This is a genomic window from Cellulosimicrobium funkei (assembly GCF_004519295.1).
Classification (GTDB): domain Bacteria; phylum Actinomycetota; class Actinomycetes; order Actinomycetales; family Cellulomonadaceae; genus Cellulosimicrobium; species Cellulosimicrobium funkei.
The window spans coordinates 14990-33357 of the sequence record NZ_SOZH01000015.1; the positions used below are offsets into that span (position 1 = coordinate 14990).

20 protein-coding genes are annotated in these 18368 nt (G+C 77.5%); 6 read left to right on the plus strand and 14 right to left on the minus strand.

Features of this window, described 5'->3' with window-relative positions; translation table 11 throughout:
- Positions 1 to 11: 11 nt before the first annotated feature.
- Positions 12 to 983 carry a LacI family DNA-binding transcriptional regulator gene (locus E1O70_RS19535; protein ID WP_061268860.1) on the minus strand — a complete coding sequence of 324 codons (972 nt, stop codon included), beginning with the start codon at positions 981 to 983 and terminating at the stop codon, positions 12 to 14.
- Between the two features lie 168 nt (positions 984 to 1151).
- A complete protein-coding gene (locus tag E1O70_RS19540) occupies positions 1152 to 1670 on the minus strand; it encodes a VanZ family protein (protein ID WP_061268861.1) in 519 nt (172 codons plus the stop codon).
- Positions 1671 to 1725: 55 nt separating this feature from the next.
- Here E1O70_RS19540 and E1O70_RS19545 point away from each other — a divergent pair, with 55 nt between their 5' ends.
- The 3 genes from E1O70_RS19545 (at position 1726) to E1O70_RS19555 (ending at position 3438) form a co-directional block, all read left to right on the plus strand.
- The gene (locus E1O70_RS19545) at positions 1726 to 2583 is read left to right on the plus strand and encodes an MBL fold metallo-hydrolase (protein ID WP_061268862.1); all 858 of its coding nucleotides are present in this window, start codon (positions 1726 to 1728) and stop codon (positions 2581 to 2583) included.
- A gap of 94 nt (positions 2584 to 2677) precedes the next feature.
- Positions 2678 to 2950: a hypothetical protein gene (locus E1O70_RS19550; protein WP_144681188.1), complete on the plus strand. Its 273-nt coding sequence runs from the start codon at positions 2678 to 2680 to the stop codon at positions 2948 to 2950.
- A complete protein-coding gene (locus tag E1O70_RS19555) occupies positions 2947 to 3438 on the plus strand; it encodes a hypothetical protein (RefSeq protein WP_134724207.1) in 492 nt (163 codons plus the stop codon). Before E1O70_RS19550 ends, E1O70_RS19555 begins: the two co-directional genes overlap by 4 nt.
- Positions 3439 to 3457: 19 nt before the next feature.
- Here E1O70_RS19555 and E1O70_RS19560 read toward each other — a convergent pair whose 3' ends face one another.
- Complete coding sequence (locus E1O70_RS19560) at positions 3458 to 5206, minus strand: SpoIIE family protein phosphatase (protein WP_061268864.1); 1749 nt, start codon at positions 5204 to 5206, stop codon at positions 3458 to 3460.
- A 106-nt stretch (positions 5207 to 5312) separates the two neighbouring features.
- Between E1O70_RS19560 and E1O70_RS19565 the strand changes: the two genes are divergently transcribed.
- Both E1O70_RS19565 and E1O70_RS19570 read left to right on the plus strand, forming a co-directional pair.
- Positions 5313 to 6047: a phosphotransferase gene (locus E1O70_RS19565; protein ID WP_061268865.1), complete on the plus strand. Its 735-nt coding sequence runs from the start codon at positions 5313 to 5315 to the stop codon at positions 6045 to 6047.
- A gap of 157 nt (positions 6048 to 6204) precedes the next feature.
- Positions 6205 to 6591 carry a hypothetical protein gene (locus E1O70_RS19570; protein ID WP_021482779.1) on the plus strand — a complete coding sequence of 129 codons (387 nt, stop codon included), beginning with the start codon at positions 6205 to 6207 and terminating at the stop codon, positions 6589 to 6591.
- 62 nt (positions 6592 to 6653) lie between these two features.
- On the opposite strand, the gene E1O70_RS19575 is transcribed toward E1O70_RS19570, so the two are convergent.
- A complete protein-coding gene (locus tag E1O70_RS19575; RefSeq protein WP_061268866.1) occupies positions 6654 to 7307 on the minus strand; it encodes a LysE/ArgO family amino acid transporter in 654 nt (217 codons plus the stop codon).
- A 68-nt stretch (positions 7308 to 7375) separates the two neighbouring features.
- On the opposite strand from E1O70_RS19575, the gene E1O70_RS19580 reads away from it, so the two are divergent.
- Positions 7376 to 8290 (plus strand): ArgP/LysG family DNA-binding transcriptional regulator, encoded by a 915-nt coding sequence (locus E1O70_RS19580; protein ID WP_061268867.1) that lies wholly within the window; start codon positions 7376 to 7378, stop codon positions 8288 to 8290.
- Between the two features lie 24 nt (positions 8291 to 8314).
- Here the strand turns inward: E1O70_RS19580 and E1O70_RS19585 are convergent, their stop codons facing one another.
- From E1O70_RS19585 to E1O70_RS19630, 10 genes are all read right to left on the minus strand, one after another.
- Positions 8315 to 8659, minus strand: coding sequence for an STAS domain-containing protein (locus E1O70_RS19585; protein ID WP_128957660.1), 345 nt, complete (start codon positions 8657 to 8659; stop codon positions 8315 to 8317).
- A 45-nt stretch (positions 8660 to 8704) separates the two neighbouring features.
- Positions 8705 to 8968 carry a GlsB/YeaQ/YmgE family stress response membrane protein gene (locus tag E1O70_RS19590; protein ID WP_009863124.1) on the minus strand — a complete coding sequence of 88 codons (264 nt, stop codon included), beginning with the start codon at positions 8966 to 8968 and terminating at the stop codon, positions 8705 to 8707.
- Between the two features lie 146 nt (positions 8969 to 9114).
- The gene (locus E1O70_RS19595) at positions 9115 to 10563 is read right to left on the minus strand and encodes a condensation domain-containing protein (protein WP_061268869.1); all 1449 of its coding nucleotides are present in this window, start codon (positions 10561 to 10563) and stop codon (positions 9115 to 9117) included.
- Entirely contained in the window at positions 10560 to 11258 is a 699-nt protein-coding gene (locus tag E1O70_RS19600) for a 4'-phosphopantetheinyl transferase family protein (RefSeq protein WP_061268870.1), read from the minus strand. The genes E1O70_RS19595 and E1O70_RS19600 overlap by 4 nt, the downstream gene beginning before the upstream one ends.
- Positions 11255 to 11953 (minus strand): HAD-IA family hydrolase, encoded by a 699-nt coding sequence (locus E1O70_RS19605; RefSeq protein ID WP_061268871.1) that lies wholly within the window; start codon positions 11951 to 11953, stop codon positions 11255 to 11257. The genes E1O70_RS19600 and E1O70_RS19605 overlap by 4 nt, the downstream gene beginning before the upstream one ends.
- Positions 11950 to 13977 (minus strand): hypothetical protein, encoded by a 2028-nt coding sequence (locus E1O70_RS20025; protein WP_061268872.1) that lies wholly within the window; start codon positions 13975 to 13977, stop codon positions 11950 to 11952. Before E1O70_RS20025 ends, E1O70_RS19605 begins: the two co-directional genes overlap by 4 nt.
- On the minus strand, positions 13974 to 15461 hold the full coding sequence (locus tag E1O70_RS19615; protein WP_061268873.1) for an MATE family efflux transporter: 1488 nt from the start codon (positions 15459 to 15461) through the stop codon (positions 13974 to 13976). Before E1O70_RS19615 ends, E1O70_RS20025 begins: the two co-directional genes overlap by 4 nt.
- On the minus strand, positions 15445 to 16668 hold the full coding sequence (locus E1O70_RS19620) for an acyl-CoA dehydrogenase family protein (protein ID WP_061268874.1): 1224 nt from the start codon (positions 16666 to 16668) through the stop codon (positions 15445 to 15447). The genes E1O70_RS19615 and E1O70_RS19620 overlap by 17 nt, the downstream gene beginning before the upstream one ends.
- A complete protein-coding gene (locus E1O70_RS19625; RefSeq protein ID WP_061268875.1) occupies positions 16665 to 17384 on the minus strand; it encodes an acyl-CoA dehydrogenase family protein in 720 nt (239 codons plus the stop codon). The genes E1O70_RS19620 and E1O70_RS19625 overlap by 4 nt, the downstream gene beginning before the upstream one ends.
- Positions 17381 to 18352: a hypothetical protein gene (locus tag E1O70_RS19630; protein WP_128957661.1), complete on the minus strand. Its 972-nt coding sequence runs from the start codon at positions 18350 to 18352 to the stop codon at positions 17381 to 17383. The genes E1O70_RS19625 and E1O70_RS19630 overlap by 4 nt, the downstream gene beginning before the upstream one ends.
- Between the last annotated feature and the right edge of the window lie 16 nt (positions 18353 to 18368).

Below are 18368 nucleotides of genomic sequence, written 5' to 3' on the forward strand. Positions count from 1 at the left end.
CGACGGCCGGGTCAGGCGCTCGTGCGCCGCACGACGACGGACGGGAACGTCCGCTCGTCGTCGTGCCGCCGCCCGAGCAGGGCCGTGGTCGCGGCGGCCGCGATGCGCTCCACCGGGTGCGTGGCCGTCGTCAGGCCGGGCCCGGCCTGCTCCGCGAACGGCTGGTCGTCGAACCCGGTGACCGCGACGTCGTCGGGCACGCGGACGCCGTCCTCCGCGAGCGCGCGCATCGCGCCCACGGCGAGGGTGTCGCTCATCGCGACGAGCGCGTCGACGCCGGGCCAGCGCCGCCGCGCCTCGCGCGCGGCCTCGGCGCCCGCGAGCCACGACAGGTCGGCCGCGACGACGCGCGCCGGGACCCCCGCCTCCCGGACCACGTCCTCGTACGCCTCGACGGCGCGCCGCGAGCCGGGCAGCCAGCCCGGACCGGTGAGCATGACGACGTCGCGCCGCCCGGCCGCGAGCACGTGCTCGACGAGCGCGGCGATCCCGGCGGCGGCGTCGACGTCGTACGAGGCGACGCGGCCGTCCGCGGGGCCGATCGCCGCGACGCGCGCCACCAGCTCGAGCGGCACGCTCGCGAGCACGTCGGCCGAGTAGTCGACGAGCAGCACGCCGCCCACGCCGGGGTCGCGCGCGAGGCGTCGCAGCTCCCCGCCGGGGTCGCGGCCGAGCCAGCGCAGCGCCACCCCGACGCCCTGGGTGTCCGCGGTGCGGCTCGCCGCCGCGACGACGCGCGCGACGTAGGGGTCGGCGAGCAGGTCCGCCGACGGCGACCCGACCGCGACCACGACGCGCTCGCCCCGCCCGCTCGCGAGCGCCCGCGCGCCCGGGTGCGGTACGTAGCCCAGCTCGTCGACCGCCGCGAGGACGGCGCGGCGCGCCTCGTCCGACACGCGGCCCGCCCCGCGCACGACGCGCGACGCCGTCGACCGCGAGACGCGCGCGGCGGCCGCGACGTCGTCGAGCGTGGTGGTCGGCATGGCGTTCTCCTGGGCGGGGTCGTGTCGGCGGTGACGGGCGACGCGCCCGGACCACCACGCTAACCCGGTGAGCACGCTCCGTGGAAGCGTTCCCACACCGTGTCCGCGCTGGAGTTCCCGTGTCCGCGCTGGAGTTCCCCGGCCGAGGTCGGGCGCGCGGCCGCGTCGTCAGGAGGCGCGGGTCGCGGCCACGCGGTCGTCGTCCGTCGTGCGCGCCCGCCGGGCGGCGAGGCGCAGCGCGACGACGGCGATCCCCGCGCCGACGAGCGCGCCGATCGAGTTGGAGAGCCAGTCGTTCGTGTCGCACGACCGTCCCAGCGCCGGGACGAGCGCCTGGAACGCCTCGACGAGCGCCGACGCGACGACCCCGCCCAGCAGCGCGACGAGCGGCCGGCGGAGCAGCAGCGCCGCGAGGAGAACAGGCGGCACGAACAGCACGACGTTCGCGAACAGCTCGACCCGGGCCGGCGTCGGCAGCACCCAGCCCACCGTGCAGACGGCGTACAGCTCGCGGTCGACCGGGACGAGCGTCAGCAGGAGCAGCGGCACGAGGGACAGGGCGAGCAGCGCGCCGGTGAGCCGACGGCGCCCGACGAGCCACGAACCCAGGAACGGGCCGACGACGACGAGGGCCGCGAGCGCGAGCGGCGACATCCAGGGGTGCGCGACGAGGAGCGTGGAGATCATGGGGGCGACAGTCTGTCAGGAGACGCGTGTCGGCGGGGCACGGTAGACCTGTGCCATGACGACGACGCCCGCGCCCTCGCCCGCCCCGACCCCGGACGCGGGCTGGTGGATCTGCCGCACGTGCGCCGTCGAGCATGCCGAGCGCCCCGCGGTGTGCGCGATCTGCGCCGACGAGCGCCAGTGGGTGCCCGCCACGGGCCAGGCGTGGACCACGCTCGCCGAGCTCGCCGCGGCGGGCGAGCGCCTCGTGCTGGAGGAGCTCGAGCCCGACCTGTTCGGCCTGACGAGCGAGCCGACCGTCGGCATCGGGCAGCAGGCCAAGGTCGTGCGCACCCCGGCAGGCACCTTGCTGTGGGACCCGCCGGGCTACGTGGACGACGCCGCCGTCGAGCAGGTGCGCGCGCTCGGCCCGGTCGTCGCGATCGCCGCGAGCCACCCCCACATGTTCGGCGTCCAGGTCGAGTGGAGCCGTGCGCTCGGCGACGTCCCCGTGCTCGTCGCCGAGGCGGACGCGCACTGGGTCGCGCGGCCCGACCCGGTCGTCGAGACGTGGACCGGCGAGCGCGAGGTGCTGCCCGGCGTCGTGCTCTCGCAGCCGGGCGGCCACTTCCCCGGGAGCGCCGTCGTGCACTGGGCCGCAGGCGCCGACGGTCGGGGCGTGCTGCTCTCGGGCGACACGATCTTCGCCAACCCCGACCGCACCTCCGTGAGCTTCATGCGGTCCTACCCGAACCGCATCCCGCTCTCGGCGGCCGTCGTGCTGCGCGTCGCCGAGCGCGTGGCGCGGCGCCCGTTCGAGCGGCTCTACAACAACTTCGAGGGCGTGATCCCCGCCGACGCGCGGGCGGTCGTGCTCCGCTCCGCGCAGCGGCACGCCGCCTGGGTCCGCGGCGACTTCGACCACCTCACCTGACCGCACCGCCAGCCAGGGCTGCGACCGCGCGCAGCCCGGCCGAGGATGGGAGCCGGAGGTGACGACGATGCCGAGACGTGTCTCAGGAGCCGCGGTGGCTGCGACGGGGACGTGGGTCGACCCGGACGGCGTCCGCATGCCCGCCGGCGAGGTCCACGCGTGGGAGCGCGGCACCAACGCGACGGTGTGCCGCCTGCAGCTCAGCCGCCAGGGTCTCGTCCGGTTCCCCCACGTGACGTGGGCCGACGTCCAGCCCGCGACCGGGCGGGACGCCGACGCCGTCACGTCCGTCTGCCGCCGCTGCGCCGCCGGGACGGGCGCCCGGCGCGACGAGAAGCCGTGGCGCCGGGTCGACCCGCGGCCGTGACGGCGTCCTCCCCGCCCGGCCGTGGACAGGTCGCCCGCAGGGCGCTCTGCGGGCTGGCCGTCGTCGTGGCCGTGGCGTCCGGCTGCGCTCTCGGGACCGGCGAGCCGACGGCGTACTGCCAGCCCGACGACCCGCTGGTGACGCCGCAGCGCGTCGCTCCGGGCGACGACCTGCACGTCGAGGTGGCGGGAAGCAGCGGCAGCACGGGGTGCGAGCGCGAGCTGCCCGCCCGCGCGCGCTACGAGGTGCTGATCACGGTCGCGGGGCCCGCGGACGATCCCGCCACCGGCCGGTACAGCGTCTCGCTCGGCGTGCTCGAGCCCGACGACGAGGGCGACGCGGTCGGCACGTTCCCGGTCCCCGACGACGCGCCGACCGGCGAGGCCGAGGTCTGGGTGAACCTCCGGCACGCCCCTACCGCGTGCGAGGTCGACCCGACGATCGGGTGCGCTGCGCCGCCGTCCGCGCTCGTCGACGTCGTGCCCTGACGCCGGCGCTCGCCGGGACTCAGGCCGAGACGGCCACCGGGGTGCCGGGGACGTCGCGCCGCACGACCGCCGCCTGCGGACCGGTGCGGAGCGCGACGAGCGCGACGTCGTCCTCCCCGTCGCCGGGGAGGACCTGGGAGAGCGCCGTCCGCACCACGTCGTCCAGGCTCGCGCCCGCCAGGCCGCGCAGCGCGTCGGCGAGCGCGGCGACGTCGTCGCGGATGCTGTGCCCGCGGCGCTCCACGAGGCCGTCCGTGTACAGGACGAGGGTGTCGTCGGTGCCGAGCTCGACCGTGTGGTCGTGCCGGCCCGCACCCGGGCGCAGCCCGAGCGGGAGGTCGTTGCGCACGGTGAGCACCTCGACCGTGCCGTCCGCGCGGACGACGACCGGGGGCAGGTGGCCCGCGCTGGACCAGCGGACGGTCCGCACGCCGCGCGAGCGCTCGTCGTCGCTCTGCTCGATGCGGGCGACGACGGCGGTCGCCACGGCGTTGATCCCCAGGGCGAGGCCGTCGATCGCGGCGTCCACGCGCTCGAGCAGGCAGGCCGGGGTCGCGCCGCTGTCGTAGCCGATGGCGCGCACCAGGCCGCGGAGCTGGCCCATCGTCGCGGCGGCGCCGAGGTCGTGCCCGACGACGTCCCCGATGACGAGGGTCGTCACGCCGTCGGACGCCACGAACGCGTCGTACCAGTCGCCGCCGATGTCACGGTCGTTCGTCGCGGGCTGGTAGTGCACCGCGACCTCGAGGTCCTCGGGCTGCGGGGGCTCGGTGAGCACGGCCTGCTGGAGCACGAGCGCGAGCTCGCGTGCGCGCGCCGTCTCCTCCTCCGACCGCTCGGCCCGACGGCGCAGCTCGTCCAGGGTCGTCCGCATCCGCGCGGCGTCGCGCAGCGCCGCACCGATGGTCGTGGCGAGACCCGTCAGGTAGCGCGCGTAGTCGTCGTCCCACGGACGCCCGGGCGCAGCCTGGAGGACCAGCACGCCCGCGGCGCCCCGCGGGCTCGCGTCCCGCAGGGGCTTCACGACGCGGCCCGCCGCGACCTCGCGCTGCCCGGTGGTGAGCGTGCGCCCGACGGCCTCGGCCTCCGTACCGTCGGGCGCGGCGCCCGCCTCGAGGAGCACGCGCGGGCGCGGGCCGTCGATGGCGTAGAACGCGACGCGCGCGACGTCGGCGCTGCGGGCGAGCACCTCGACGACCGGGCGGGCGAACGCGGCCAGGCTGCCGGCCGTCGTCGGCAGGACGGCGTGCAGCTCCCCGAGCGTGAGCAGACGGCGCTGGTTCACGACCTCGCGCGTCGTCTCCGTCACGATGTCGAGGACGCCGGCGATCCGTCCGTCGTCGTCGACGAGGGGGCTGTAGGAGAAGGTGAAGTAGGTCTCCTCGTCGAAGCCTGAGCGGTTCATGACGAGGGGCATGTCCTCGCTCCAGGTGGACCGGCCCTCGGTGAGCACCACGTCGAACAGCGGCTCGATGTCGTCCCAGATCTCCGGCCACACCGCACGGACCGGCGCGCCGAGCGCGCTCGGGTGCTTGTCGGTGCCGAGGAGGTCCCGGTACCCGTCGTTGTAGAGGAGCGTCAGCTCCGGGCCCCACACGATCATCGCGGGGAACCGGGTGGAGAAGCACAGCCGCACCGCGTGGCGGAGGGCGACCGGCCAGGTCGCGGGCTCTCCCAGCGGGGTGTCCGCCCACACGACCTCGCGAGCGAGGCGACCGACGTCGCTGCCCGACGTCGCCTCGTCAAACCAGCTCGCGTCCGCGTTCACCTCCGCATCGTAGTGGGCGCCGGGGCCTCGCGACCGCACCTGGGGCGTGCTGAGACGGGCCGTTAATCGCTGTTCCACGCTCCGCGCACCGCGCAGGATCGGGGCCATGGACGACACGACGGAGCAGGAGCTCACCGGCAGCACCGTGAACGACGTCGTGCGGCGCGGGGACACGGTGCGGCGCTCGGCGGGTCCGTGGACCCCGACCGTCCAGGCGCTGCTGGCGTGGGTGCGTGCGCAGGGCGTCTCGTTCGTGCCCGCCCCGCTCGGGCTCGACGAGCAGGGCCGCGAGGTGCTCGGCTGGATCCCCGGCGAGACGGGCGGCTGGCCCGTCCCGGACTGGGTGTGGACAGCCGCGGCGCGCGAGCAGGCCGCCCGGATGCTGCGCGCGGTGCACGACGCCTCGGTCGGCTTCGCTCCCCCGGGAGCCGTGTGGCGCTCGCCGGAGCGCGAGCCCGCGGAGGTCGTGTGCCTCAACGACGTCGCGCCGTACAACATGGTGCACGACGGCGAACGGGTCGTCGGGTTCATCGACGTCGACATGGCGGCACCTGGGCCGCGCGCGTGGGACCTCGCCTACCTGGCCTACCGGATGTGCGGGTGGTGCGAGGACATGCCCGCTCCCGCGGACGCCCGGCCCGAAGAACGGCTAGCGCACCTGCTGGAGGCCTACGGGCCGGACGCGGCGCCGGGGGCCGCCGTCGTGCTCCGCACGATGCGCGAGCGCCTGCTCGACCTCGCGGACTGGACCGAGGAGCGTGCCCGGACGACGGGCCGCGACGACCTGCGGGAGCACGCCGCGCTCTACCGCCGGGACGTCGAGCGCCTGCCGTGGGGGTGAGGGGGTGGTTGCCGGTGCCGCACCAGCAGGGGGCAGAGATGCGGCACCGGCTGCCCCTCACGCTAGATGCGAACTGGACAAGCGTCCAGTAGCAGGAGCGGGTGAAGTTGACGAAGGTCCCTTCCGCTGACAGCGCTTTCCGCTGAAGATGTGGCCCATGGGGCTGAACTGGGGGAACACCGGACCGGACGTGTACGAGGCGCACGCGCCCGAGGGCGTCTACCGCATCGTCGCGCGGGGCACGGAGTGGTGCCTCGAGAAGCCGTTCCCGACGCCGGGCCGCATCGGCGGATTCCCGTCGACCGCCGAGGCCATGGCCTGGGGCGACGACCTGCACCTCGCCGCGAGCGGCCCGCGCGTCCGCACGCCGCAGCCCGCGTGGCCCACCGTGGACGAGTTCGCGCGCGTCGTCGACGTCCAGCCGACGGTGCTGCGCTCGTGGATCGCGGTGCACGCCGGCGGCTCGACGAGCCCTCGCCGCCGCATCGACCCGGCGACCCAGCAGCGCATCCGCACGTTCTACCAGCTCGACGCGACGCCCTGACGCCGCGGCCCCACCGCCCCGTACCCCCGCGTGACCGCGCGCGGTGACCTGCCCCCAGCCTCTCAGCCACCCAGCAGCAGGGACACCCCGATCGTTGCCATGACGAGGGCGATCACGCCGTCGAGCACGCGCCACGCCCCGGGCCGGGCGAAGACCGGCGCGAGCAGCCGCGCGCCGAAGCCGAGCGCGGTGAACCAGACGACGCTCGCCACCATCGCCCCGGTGCCGAACAGCCACCGGGCGGTGTCGGCGCCTCCGGCCCCCGCCCCTCCCGCGTGGGCGGCGGCGTAGCCCGCGGCGAGCGACCCCAGCAGCAGGACCGTGTCGAGGTACACGTGCGGGTTGAGCCACGTGAGGGCCAGCGACGTGCCCACGGCCGACCGCGCCGACGTCGCCCCCGCGCCCGACGCCGGGTCGAGCCCTCCGGGGCGCAGCGCCCGCCGGGCGGCGAGCGCCGCGAGCGTCAGGAGGAACGCGGCGCCACCCCAGCGCACGACGGTGAGGAGCACGGGCGCACCCGTGACGAGCGCGCCGAGGCCGGCCGTCCCGGCCGCGATGAGCACGAGGTCCGAGAGCGCGCAGACGAGGACGACGGGCACCACGTGCTCGCGCCGGAGCCCCTGGCGCAGCACGAACGCGTTCTGCGCGCCGATCGCGACGATGAGAGACAGCCCGGCGGCGACGCCGGCGGCAAGGGGCGCGAGGGGGGCGAGCACCCCTCGACGGTAGGGACGCCGCTCGGTGAAGTACAGCGACAGATTCTGCAGAACCGTAAGATCCGCTCATGGTGGACCTGCAGCCCGACCAGCTCCGCGCGCTCGAGGCGATCGCCGCGACCGGCACGTTCGACGCCGCGGCGCGCCGGCTCGGCGTCACGCCGTCGGCCGTGAGCCAGCGCATGCGCGCGCTGGAGTCCGCCGTCGGGCAGGTGCTGGTGCGGCGGGGCAAGCCCGCGGCGCTGACGCCGCCCGGGCGCGTGCTCGTGCGGCACGCACGCCACCTCGCGCTCCAGCAGGCGGACGTGCTCGACGATCTGGGCATCGGGCGGGGCGGGCAGGACGCGGGCGACCCGGCCGCGCTGCCCGAGATCACGCTCGTCGTGTCCGGGGACGCCCTGACGACGTGGGCGCTGCCCGCGCTCGCCGAGGCGGCGGGGTGGGCGCGGCTGGAGGTGCTCCGCGAGGACGAGGAGCACTCGATCGGGCTCCTGCGCGACGGGACGGCGGTCGCGGCCGTGACGTCGGTCGCGGACGCGGTGCCGGGCTGCCGGTCGACCCTCCTGGGCCGGATGCGGTACCGGCCGTGCGCGAGCCCGGCGTTCGTCGAGCGCTGGTTCCCCGACGGCCCGACGGCCGCCGCGCTGTCCCGGGCGCCGGTCCTCGCGTTCGACCGCAAGGACGACCTCCAGGAACGCTACCTGCGGCTGCGGGCGGAGGAGGCGGACACCGCGCTCGACCCGCCGCGCCACTACGTCCCGGCGTCGCACGAGTTCCGCCGGGCCGTCGAGCTCGGCATGGCGTGGGCGATGCTGCCCGACCTGCAGAGCGCCCGGGCCGAGCGGGCCGGGCGCCTCGTCGGCTTCGACGACGAGCGGGCGGTGGAGGTGCCGCAGCACTGGCAGCAGTGGCGGCTGCACTCCGCCTCGCTCGACTGGCTCGCGGCGGCGGTCGCACGCGCGGCGCGCGACGCGCTGGGATAGCACGTCGCGCGCCGCGGGCGTCGGTCAGCCGGCCAGCGCACCGGCCGGTTCGTCGGGCGGGGGCACCTCGGGGCCGACGATCTCGACGAGGTCGAGGGCGTGGCTGAACTCCAGGATCTCGAGCACCTGGGGCGGGACACCGAGGAGCCGCGGTCGCGACTCCTCGGTCACCTTCATGAGGAGCAGGTGCAGCCCCGACGAGTCCATGAACGTCACGGCCGAGAGGTCGACCGTCTTGGGGCGGCCGTCGATCGTGGCGGCGAGCCGGGCCTTGACGGCGTGCGTGACGGCGAAGTCGATCTGACCCCACATCACCCAGCGACGGCCGCCGTCCTCGATGCGGACTCCCCCGTTGCCAGTGCTCCCCACGACGCTCCCGTCCCCGACGTCACCGACGGTGCGCCGTGCGCACGGTCAGCCCCGGTTGTTCCGGGTGACCGCACCGTACACGCCGAGGGTGATGAGCGAACCCAGGATGGCGAGGAGCCAGGTGCGGAAGTCGCCCAGGTCGCCCAGCGAGGTCCCGAAGAACACCGAGCCGAGCCACCCACCGAGCAGCGCGCCCAGGATGCCCAGCAGGATGGTGATGATCACCGAACCGGTCTGCTTGCCCGGCAGGACGGCACGGGCGATGAGACCGGCCACGAGGCCGAGGACGATGTACGCGATCCAACCCATGAGTACTCCTCCGATACGTCGGTTTCCCTGCGGACGTGAACACTCCCAGGCTCCGGCACTCCTCGCACGCGCTGGCGCCGTCTCACCCGCACCCCGTTGCGGACGTCACACCGCCCGACGCGCGGGCGTGGCCCTCGCTGCCCCGGTCAGGGGGCGGTAGGCCGAGGGCCGCGTCGGGGCGACGACGGGGTCGGGGCCCGGGACGCCGCCAGGACCGTGCGCTCGACGTCCCGCACCACGGACGCCGCGGTCGCGTCGTCGAGGCGCGCCGCGTCCGCCGTGAGCACGACGTCGACGCCGCCGTCCGGCGCGTCCACGAGGTGCAACGTGAGCGTGACGCCGCCCTGCTCGTCGGACGCGTCGGCGCACGCCAGCCGCCGCGACCGCGTGGGTCGTGCGCGCAGCGTCCGGTCGGGCCCGGTGCCGCGCCGGTCGTTGTACCAGCACGTCCCGTCGTGCACGGTCGTCGGGTCGGCGGCGGCCTCGCGTCGGAGCAGGTCCTTGTCGTAGTACGCCGAGCGGTACGCGGTCATCGCGGCCCGCCAGACGCGCGGCCCGACCTCCTCGAACGGGGCGTCGAGGCCGTCGACGTGGAGCAGCCCCTCCATCGCCGTCGTCACGACGGCGTCCGCGAGCGCCGGCCGGAACCGGTTGCTCACCATGACCTGGAGGGCGAGGTCGTCGCGGCCCGCGGCGGCGGCCAGCGCCCGGCACGACGCCGCGAGCAGCACGCCGGACGTGCTCGTGCGCCACCGCGCGGCCACGCGCTCCGCGGCGGGCACGAGGCGGAGCGAGCGCAGGACGGTCTGCCGGTAGTGCGGCCGCGCGGCGGCCACCGCCTCGCCCGCGCCCCCGGCCTCCTCGCCTACGCCTCCTGTGCCCTTGCGGACGGTGCTCCCGCGGTCTGCGTCCCCGCCGTCCGGGCCCTCGGCGTCGGCGCTGCCTCGCGGGAAGACGACGACGGGCGCCGCCCGCATCGTGCGCAGGGTGCGGGCTCGGGCGGCGGCGTCGTGCCGGCGGCCGTCGTGCGACGTCTGCCAGGCCGCCTCGTCGAGCGGCGTCCATGCGGCCCGCTCCGGCGGGGCGCTCCCCGCGGCGAGGGCCGTGAGGTCGGCGTCGAGCACGGGCAGGCCCCAGCCGTCGAGGGCCGTGTGCGCGACGACGAGCACGGTGTGGTGCACCGCGCCGTCGACGGTCACGAGACCGGCGCGCACGGGCAGGTCCGTCGCGTAGTCGAACGCCCGGCCCCAGAGCTCGTGACGCATCCGTGCGCTGCGCACGGCGACGGCGGCGAGGTCGTCGACGCGCTCCTCGACCACCTCGACCGTCCCGGCGCCGCAGAGCTCCTGGGCGTAGCCGTCGCCCCGCGCGTGGATCCGCGTCCGCAGGGAGTCGTGGCGCTCGACGAGCGCCCGCACCACCTCGACCGCCGCGGCGGTGGGCAGCGGTCGGTCGAGCGGACCGCCCCACACGAGGTTGAACTGGTGGTCCTGCGGCGCGAGCGCCACGAGGGCCCGCCGGATGGCGGTCTGCCCCCACGTGGCGGGCCCCTCGCCCGCGCTCCCGCGGACCTCGACCCGGTGCACGACCCTCATCGGGCCCCCTCCCCTGCGACGACCGGTCGTGGCACGCGGACCGGGCGGTCGCGCTGCTCCCCCGGCCACGCCCGGACGCGGCACACGTGCGGGCGCGCGCCCGGCGTCGCGCACGCGGCGACGGCTCCGTCCGGGGCCGGCACGTCGGACACCCACCACTCCTGCCCGCGCCACGCGCCGTCGTCGGCCCGCACGACCCCGGGGGTGGTGACGTCGAGCCCGAGCACGTCGAGCAGGCGCCCGCCGACCGCCTTGGCGCACGCCTCCAGGCGCGCGAGGCGACGCCAGTCGTCGGCGGCTCCCGCGGTCCGTGCCGCGGGGGCGAGGTAGCGCGCCGCGACGCGGGCGACGTCCACGCGGGGGTCGCGCACCTGCACGTCGACGCCCACGTCGTCGGCCGCGAGCGCGACGAGCGCGTGCCCCCCGCTCCGGCTGAGGTTCCACCGCTGCCCGACGACGGGCCCCGGCTTCCCGTGCGGCCCCACCTCCCACCGGACGTCCGTGGGCGCCAGGCCCGCGCGTCGCGCGAGGATCACGCGGGCGGCGACGTGGGCGTGCACGTACCGGGAGGCGTCGACCGCGGACACGAACCGCCGGGACCGCGTCCGCTCCGCCGCGCCCAGCAGGGCGTCCCCGCCGAGCACGGGGACCGTCGTGTCGACGTACCAGGCCTCGACGTCGAGGGCTCCGCTCATGCCACGACCTCCAGGCTCGCGACGCGCAGGGGGCGGTCGGCCCGCACGAGGACCTCCAGCCCGCCGCGCAGGGGTCGTGCCGCCACCGGCCGCAGGTCCGGCACGCGGTGGTGCGCCCCCGGCACGGGCTCGGGCCCGACGGCGAGCACGGCCGCCGTCGCCTCGCGCCCCGCCGCGACGCCCGCCGCCGAGTCCTCGAGCACGAGGCACCGCCGCGGGTCGACGCCGAGCAGCCGGGCCCCGGCGCGGAAGCCCTCGGGGTCGGGCTTCCCGCGCGTCACGTCCTCCGAGCACACGAGGCGCCCCGGCACCGGCAGCCCCGCCGCGGTGAGGCGCGCGAGCGCGACCTCGCGCGCCGCCGACGTCACGACGGTCCACGTGCGCGGGTCCAGACCGGCGAGCAGCTCGGCCGCGCCCGGCACGGCGACGACGCCCTCGGTGTCGTCGCACGAGAGGCGGTGCAGCCACGCGACCTCGCGCGCGACGGCGGCGCCCGGCGCGACGAGACGGACGACCTCGACGTCGCGCCGTCCGTGCGACGCGGCGACGACGGCCTCGCCGTCGAGCCCGAGGCGGGCGGCCCACGCGAGCGTGTGGCGCTCGATCGCGGCGGACGAGTCGACGAGCGTGCCGTCGAGGTCGAGCAGCAACGCGTCACCGCGCCACCGCCACGCGCCCGCCGGGCCGCCGCTCACAGCAGCTCCGCCGCACGCGCGGAGAGCACCGCGGCGTACCGGTCGGCGTACTCCTGCGCAGCGCCCGTCGCGTGCTGGAGACCGAGCGGCGCGCGGCTCGGGCGGCCGAGCGGCTCGCCCACCGCGCGGGCCACGACGGGCAGGCCGGCCGCCTCGTCCGCGAGCGCCACGAGGAGGTCGGCGGCGTCGAGCCGCTCCCCGCCCGCGGTCGATGCGCGGCGTGCCGCCCACAGCCCGCGCGAGACGTGCCGTCCGCCCGGCACGAGGCCGAGGAACCCGCGCACCTCCAGCCGCTCGCACGCGAGGACCTCCACCGTCGCGCGGGCGTCCGGGGTCCGTCCGTCGCCGTGCACGGGGTCGGGGCCGCCAGGCGCCGGGCGAGGGCAGCCCGTCCCGTCGACCGCAGGGGACGCGTTGTCGTCCGACCCGACGGCGGTCGCCGCTACGCCGTGCTCGTCCACGACGCCGTGCTCGTCCACGACGTCCTGTTCGTCCGCCACGAGGTGCTCGGCCGCGCCGTCGAGGTCGCCGTGCGCGGCGAGGTCGGCGACGGCGTCCGCGGCCTGCGCGCCGCACGACGCGCAGCCGTGCACGACGACCCGGACTGGCACCGCGGGACCGGCCGCGCGGCAGACGACGACCGCGTCCCGCTCGGCCAGGACCCGCACCGCGTCGAGCGCGGCCGGGTCGAGCCGGTCGTCGCGAGCGGCCGGATCGAGCCGGTCGTCGCCAGCGGTCGGGCCACGACGGTCGTCACGTGCGGCCGGGTCGGGCCGGTCTCCGCGCGCGCCGGGGCCCGGCCGGGCGGGCCCGGCAGGAGACGCGTCGTCCGCCCTGGCGTCCCGCGCCGTGGCCGCCCAGGCCGCGCCCGCGGCGAGCGCGTCGAGACCGAACGCGACGAGCTCGTCGACGCGGTCCTCGGGGCGGTCGGCGGGGAGCAGCCCCGAGAGCACCCACGTCCGCACCGCGGCTGCCCGGTGCGCCGTCGTCCCGGGGCCCTCAGGCGGTGGCCAGGCGGTCCGCGCGACGTCGGACCCGAGCAGCCAGCACGCCGCGCCGAGCTCGACGAGCGCGGCGGGCGCGACGCCCCCCAGCCGCGGGCAGACGCCCGCGGCGAGCGCCGCGACGTCGTGCGCGACGACCGCCGGGTCGACGCCGAGCCACCCCGCCCAGGCGTCCCAGGCCCACCCGAAGGGGTGCTCGAGCGGCTCGCCCGCCGCGGGTCGCAGGACGCGCAGCGTGCAGCGCGACCGCTCGAGCGTGACGGCGACCGGCCGCAGGGTCGCCGGGACGCGCGCCGGCGTGCGCTCCGGCCCGGGCCGGTCCCACGCGTCCGGGTCGACGACGTCGTCCGCCGGGACGGTGGCGTGCCGGGCGCCGTGCGCGTCGTTGCCCGCGAGGCTGGGGCCGTCGCCGTGCTCGAGCAGGTGCGGCAGCGTCGCGACGACCGGGTATCGCTCGCGCGCGCAGAAGGTCACGACGGCCTCGTCGTCGTCGCGCGCGTCGTCGGGCAGGGTCGTGAGGTGCGCGGCGAGCCGTCGGGCGCCGTCGGCGGGGAGCACGAGGCCGAGCGTCGGCACCCACTCGTCGTGGCCGAGCGGCGCCCAGGCCTGGCCCGCCGCCGCGGCGGCGCGCACGAGGTAGGCGTTGCGCGGGCTGTTCCAGTTCGAGTACAGCGCGACGGCGTGCCGCGGCCGGGCCCGCACCGCGCGCCGGACGAGCTCCGCGAAGCCCGCGACGGGCGTGACGTCGTCCTGGAGCACGAGGTGGTGCGTCGCACCGGGCGCGACGGCGGCCCAGGCGCGCTTCGCGGTGCGCAGCGGGCTGGGCGGACCGTCCGGGTCGGGGTCCTCCACGACGCGGACGTCCAGCGGCGCGCACGCGCGCACGAGGGCGGACACGTCGCCCCGCGCCGGGTGATGCATGACGACGACGCTCAGCACCGGGTCGCGGACCTCGCCCCGCGCGGCCACCCGCCCCGGCCCGGGTTCCCCGGTGCGCACGACCACCGGTCCGGCCGTCACGACGTGACCTGCCGCGCCCGGCCGCCGCCCGCGCGTCGTCGCACGAGACGCACCGCGACGGGGAGCAGGACGGCCAGCCCGACGACGTTCGCCACCGCGATCGTCGCGTACAGCGCGGTCGGCCCGCCCCCCGCCCGCGCGAGCGCCCCGCCGACCCCGAGCGACACCGCGTGGTAGAGCACGTTGAGCGTCACGGCGACGCGCCCGTACCCGAGCTGTTCCAGCAGCGTCACGAGGTACAGCACGAGGCCGACCCCCGCGTACGACGGCCCGACGACCCGCAGGTACAGCGCCGCCTGCGCGGCGACCTCCGGGTCGGCGGAGAGCTGCCCTGCGAGCAAGGGCGCCGCCGCGAGGACGAGGGCGCCCACGACGACGTACGTCCCCGCGACCACGACCGTCCCGGCACGGAACGTGCGCGGGAGGAGGCCGAGCGCACCTGCGCCCCACTGCTGGTTCATGACGATGCTCACCGCGGCCGCGAGGCCGATGGCCGGCACGACGACGAGCGTCTGCACCGTCGCGGCGCCGCCGAACCCGGCGACGACGTCGGTCCCCGACGGCCCGAGCACCCACACCATCACGAGGTTCGTCACGGTGAGCAGGAGGTAGGACAGACCCACCGGCAGGCCGACGCCGAGGAGGAGCGCGCGCACGTCGACGCCCCGGCCGTCCCCCGCGCCCGGTCGCGAGGCGCCGCGCGTCGGCCGCCCCGGGCGCGGGAGAAGGCGCGCGCGCACGAGGAGGGCCCACGCGACGCCCGCGCCGACGAGCGTCGACCCGGCGATCGCGACCGGGACGGCGAGGACGCCGAACCCGCCGACCAGCCCGACGAGCCACACGACGAGCACCTGGAGCCCCGCGACGAGCAGCGCCACGGTCGCCGACGCGCCCGTGCGGCCCCAGCCGCGCAGCGCGGCGGCCGCCACCGCCGTCGGCACGGACAGGACGCTCGCGAGCACCGTCCAGCGCGCGAACGCCACGAACTCCGCGACGAGCGGGCCCGGCACGGAGAGCACGGTCGCGAGCGCCGGGGCGGCGAGGACGACGAGGAGCGCCACGGCGCCGAGCACCGCACCGCCCGCGGCGACGAACCGCCCCAGGAGCGCCGTCGTCGCGGACGCCGGTACGTCGTCCCGGCCGCGCGCGCCGCGCAGTCGCGCGAACCCGACCTGCGTCGAGACGTCGAGACCCTCCTGGACGGCGAGGACGAGGAACGTCACGGGGATGAACAGCGAGCGCACGTACAGGGCGTCGTCACCCATGTGCCCGAGGAGCGCCGCGACGACGAGCTGCGCGAGCGCTCCGACGACGAGCGCGGCGCAGATCGGGCCCGCGAGCCGCAGGACGCGTCGGCGCAGCTCCGCGACCGACGGCGCCGACGCGCCCGGCAGCCCCGACCCGCCCGGCGGCGCGGCGTCAGGATCGGGCCCGGGGACGGGCAGGGCCGGTGCCGTTCCTGCCTCCCTAGACGAGCTCGACATGCCGTGCCCTGCCCTGCAGCCAGCCCTGGGCGAGCGTGAGCCGCTGGACGGTCCGCGTGCCCTCCATCATCTCCAGGCCGGGCACGTCGCGGACGAGCTTGTCGAGGTACGGGTGCTCCCACCGCGCGCCGGGGCCGAGCAGCGCGGGCACCGCGCGCGTGACCTCCTCCGCGAGGTCCAGCGCCGTGGCCTTCGCCGCCGCGGGCAGCGTCCCGTCCGCCGCGTCGGCGTCGGCGCCGCGCGCCGCCTGGAGCACGAGGGCCCGGGCCGCGTGGAGACGGTCGTCGAACGTCTCGAGCATCAGGCGCTCGTCGGCCAGGAACGACGACCGCGCGGCCCGCACGTAGTCGAGGGCCGCCTGCGTGACACCCACGGCGAGCGCCGCGACGACGGGCCGCAGCCGGTTGAACGTGCGGACCGCGCCGAGGAGGCCACGGCGCGACGGCGAGAGGTGCCGGCCCAGGGTGTCCTCCGGGCGGAGCGGCACGTCGCGGAGCCGGACCTCGCCGAGCTGCACGGCCCGCATGCCCGTCGTCACGAGCGGCGCGGCGTCGAAGCCCGGGCGCGCGGTGTCGACGAGGTAGACCCCGACCCCGAGCGGGCCGGGTCGGTGCCGCGCGAACACGACGCCGAGGCTCGCCCGGGCGACGTTGCCGACGTACTTCTTGTGGCCGCGCAGAACGGCGCCCGGGCTCCCGTCGTCCGCAGCTGCACCGCCCTCGGTCGCGCCATCCGCCGTCGCGCCGCCCGTGGGCACGCCTCGCGCGACCACCGCGGTCTCGAGCGCGGCGGCGTCCGAGCCGCGGTCGGGCTCGGTGAGCCCGAAGAACGTCCAGGTGCGCGGCTGCGCGACGTGCCGGTAGAAGCGGTCGCGCTGCTCGTCGTCCGCGAGGTCGTCCACGACGACCCCGGACATCGACGGCCCCGGCGCCCCGACGACGACGGACGCGTCGCCCCACGCGAGCGTCTCCGCGACGACGGCGCGCTCGACGCACGTCCGCACGAGCACGGGCACGCCCCGCACGCGCAGCGGGTCGTCGAGATAACCGGGCGGGAAGCCGCCGAGCTGCCGGTACGGCAGCACGCCGGCGTCGAGGAGCGCGTGCAGCGCGCCCGGGTCCGCGTCGACCGCGAGCGCGCGCTCGCGGAGCGCGACGGCCACGGGGCGCAGGTGGTCCCGCAGCGCGACGAGGTCGACGGTGGTCATGCGTCCTGCCCTTCCCCGCCGCGGGTCGCCCCGGTCGGCAGCGTGCCGCTCGCGTGGCCGAGCAGGTCGATCGTGCGGGCCAGCCGGGCCGCGTCGCCGTCGACGAACCCGGAGGCGCCGAACAGGTTGTGGACGGTGCGCGACGTGCGGTCGAGCACCGCGGTGACGCGCGCGAGCGTCGTGGCGGGCACCGGTCGGTCGTCCGCCCGCTCCCCGGGTTCCGCGGTCACGCGCGCCAGCAGCGCTTGCGCCTCCAGGTGCGCGAGCGCGGCGTCCGCGAGGACGAGGCGGACCGGCGGCAGGTTCACCGTCGCCGTGCCGCCGACGCTCCGGCCGCGCAGCCGGTCGACCGCACGGTCGGCCAGCCGTTCGCACAGGCCCGTCCGCGCCCAGGCGACCCCGACGCGCCACGCGGCGTCCGCGGCGCGGCCGCGCCGGTCGTCCACCGGCCCGGACGCCGCCGCGCGCCAGGCGAGCAGCGGGCCCGCGTCGGACACCACCTCGCCCAGCAGCACCGACCCGGGCGGCGGGGCGACGTCGTCGGGCAGCAGGACGCACTCCCCCGGCAGCACGGCGACCGGCAGCACCGCGGCGAGCGCGACGAGCGCCGCGACCGCGCCCTGCTCGCGCGCGACGTCGCGCACCCCGGGGACCCCGGTCGCCACGACGTCGGCACCCACCGCGCCCGCGTCCCGCGAGACGACCCCCGCGCTCATGCGATCACCACCTCGCGGGCGCGGCCGCCGGCCTCCAGGGCCGTCGCGGCCGACCGCGGACCGAGGGCGAGCGAGCAGCGGTAGCCGAGCTCGACGCACCGCTCGTGCAGCACGACGGGCGCGTCCGGGGCGTCGTCGTCCGCGAGCACCTCCCAGACGCCCGTCGCCGCGGCCCCGGGGTCGGCGTGCCGCACGACGTCGCCGTCGAGCAGGGGCACGTCGGCCGGGTCCACGTCGACACCGAGGACGACGCGCCGGACGTCCGGGCCCGCCGCGCGGGGCGCGTAGGACGAACCCGTCGGCGCGCCGCGGCCTGCGTGGCGCGGCCCCCGCGGGGCGCGCGCGACCGTCAGCTCCTCGACGGGCCGCCCCGCGCCGTCGCGCGCGACGACGAGCGCCACCACGCGGTCCCGCGCCGGGACGCGCGTCTCCGTGGGCGGGAGCGTGCACTGCTCGAGGACGAGCACGACGGCCGTCCCTGCTGGCCCGGCCCCGTCCGGCCCGCCGCCCGGCCCGCCTCCCGGTCCGCCTCCCGGTCCGCCGCGCGACCCGACACCCGACCCGCCGTCGGCGAGCAGCTCGCCCGCGAGGCGCAGCGCGGTGAACGGGCCCGCGAGCCCCTGCTCCGTGACGCAGAAGGTGGACGGGCCGCCGTCGAACAGGTCCGCGACGAACCCGCCGAGGAGCCGTTCGTGCTGGAGGTCGGGCGTCGTCACGACGAGCACGACGAGGCGCACGTCGTCGAGCAGGCCGCGCCCGCCGAGCGCCGCGCGCGCCGCCCGGATCATCGTCGGGTAGTCGCGGCCCGGCCCGTCCTCGAGCCAGTCCGTCGGCTGGTCCTCGCCGTAGACGTACCGCAGGTCCTCCGCGACCGACCGCCGCGTCCCGTCCCCGACGGGCGCGAGGTCGTCGACCGGAACGTCCACGACGGCCCGCACCCGCAGCGCGTCCTCGCGCGGACCCGACACCGGCGAGGCTCCGGGC

Excerpts from the sequence above, each read along its gene's own strand:
- E1O70_RS19535 (WP_061268860.1), bottom strand. The coding sequence starts at position 983 with ATGCCGACCACCACGCTCGACGACGTCGCGGCCGCCGCGCGCGTCTCG.
- E1O70_RS19540 (WP_061268861.1), bottom strand. The coding sequence starts at position 1,670 with ATGATCTCCACGCTCCTCGTCGCGCACCCCTGGATGTCGCCGCTCGCG.
- E1O70_RS19545 (WP_061268862.1), top strand. The coding sequence starts at position 1,726 with ATGACGACGACGCCCGCGCCCTCGCCCGCCCCGACCCCGGACGCGGGC.
- E1O70_RS19565 (WP_061268865.1), top strand. The coding sequence starts at position 5,313 with ATGGACGACACGACGGAGCAGGAGCTCACCGGCAGCACCGTGAACGAC.
- E1O70_RS19570 (WP_021482779.1), top strand. The coding sequence starts at position 6,205 with ATGGGGCTGAACTGGGGGAACACCGGACCGGACGTGTACGAGGCGCAC.
- E1O70_RS19580 (WP_061268867.1), top strand. The coding sequence starts at position 7,376 with ATGGTGGACCTGCAGCCCGACCAGCTCCGCGCGCTCGAGGCGATCGCC.
- E1O70_RS19590 (WP_009863124.1), bottom strand. The coding sequence starts at position 8,968 with ATGGGTTGGATCGCGTACATCGTCCTCGGCCTCGTGGCCGGTCTCATC.
- E1O70_RS19595 (WP_061268869.1), bottom strand. The coding sequence starts at position 10,563 with ATGAGGGTCGTGCACCGGGTCGAGGTCCGCGGGAGCGCGGGCGAGGGG.
- E1O70_RS19600 (WP_061268870.1), bottom strand. The coding sequence starts at position 11,258 with ATGAGCGGAGCCCTCGACGTCGAGGCCTGGTACGTCGACACGACGGTC.
- E1O70_RS19615 (WP_061268873.1), bottom strand. The coding sequence starts at position 15,461 with ATGTCGAGCTCGTCTAGGGAGGCAGGAACGGCACCGGCCCTGCCCGTC.
- E1O70_RS19620 (WP_061268874.1), bottom strand. The coding sequence starts at position 16,668 with ATGACCACCGTCGACCTCGTCGCGCTGCGGGACCACCTGCGCCCCGTG.
- E1O70_RS19625 (WP_061268875.1), bottom strand. The coding sequence starts at position 17,384 with ATGAGCGCGGGGGTCGTCTCGCGGGACGCGGGCGCGGTGGGTGCCGAC.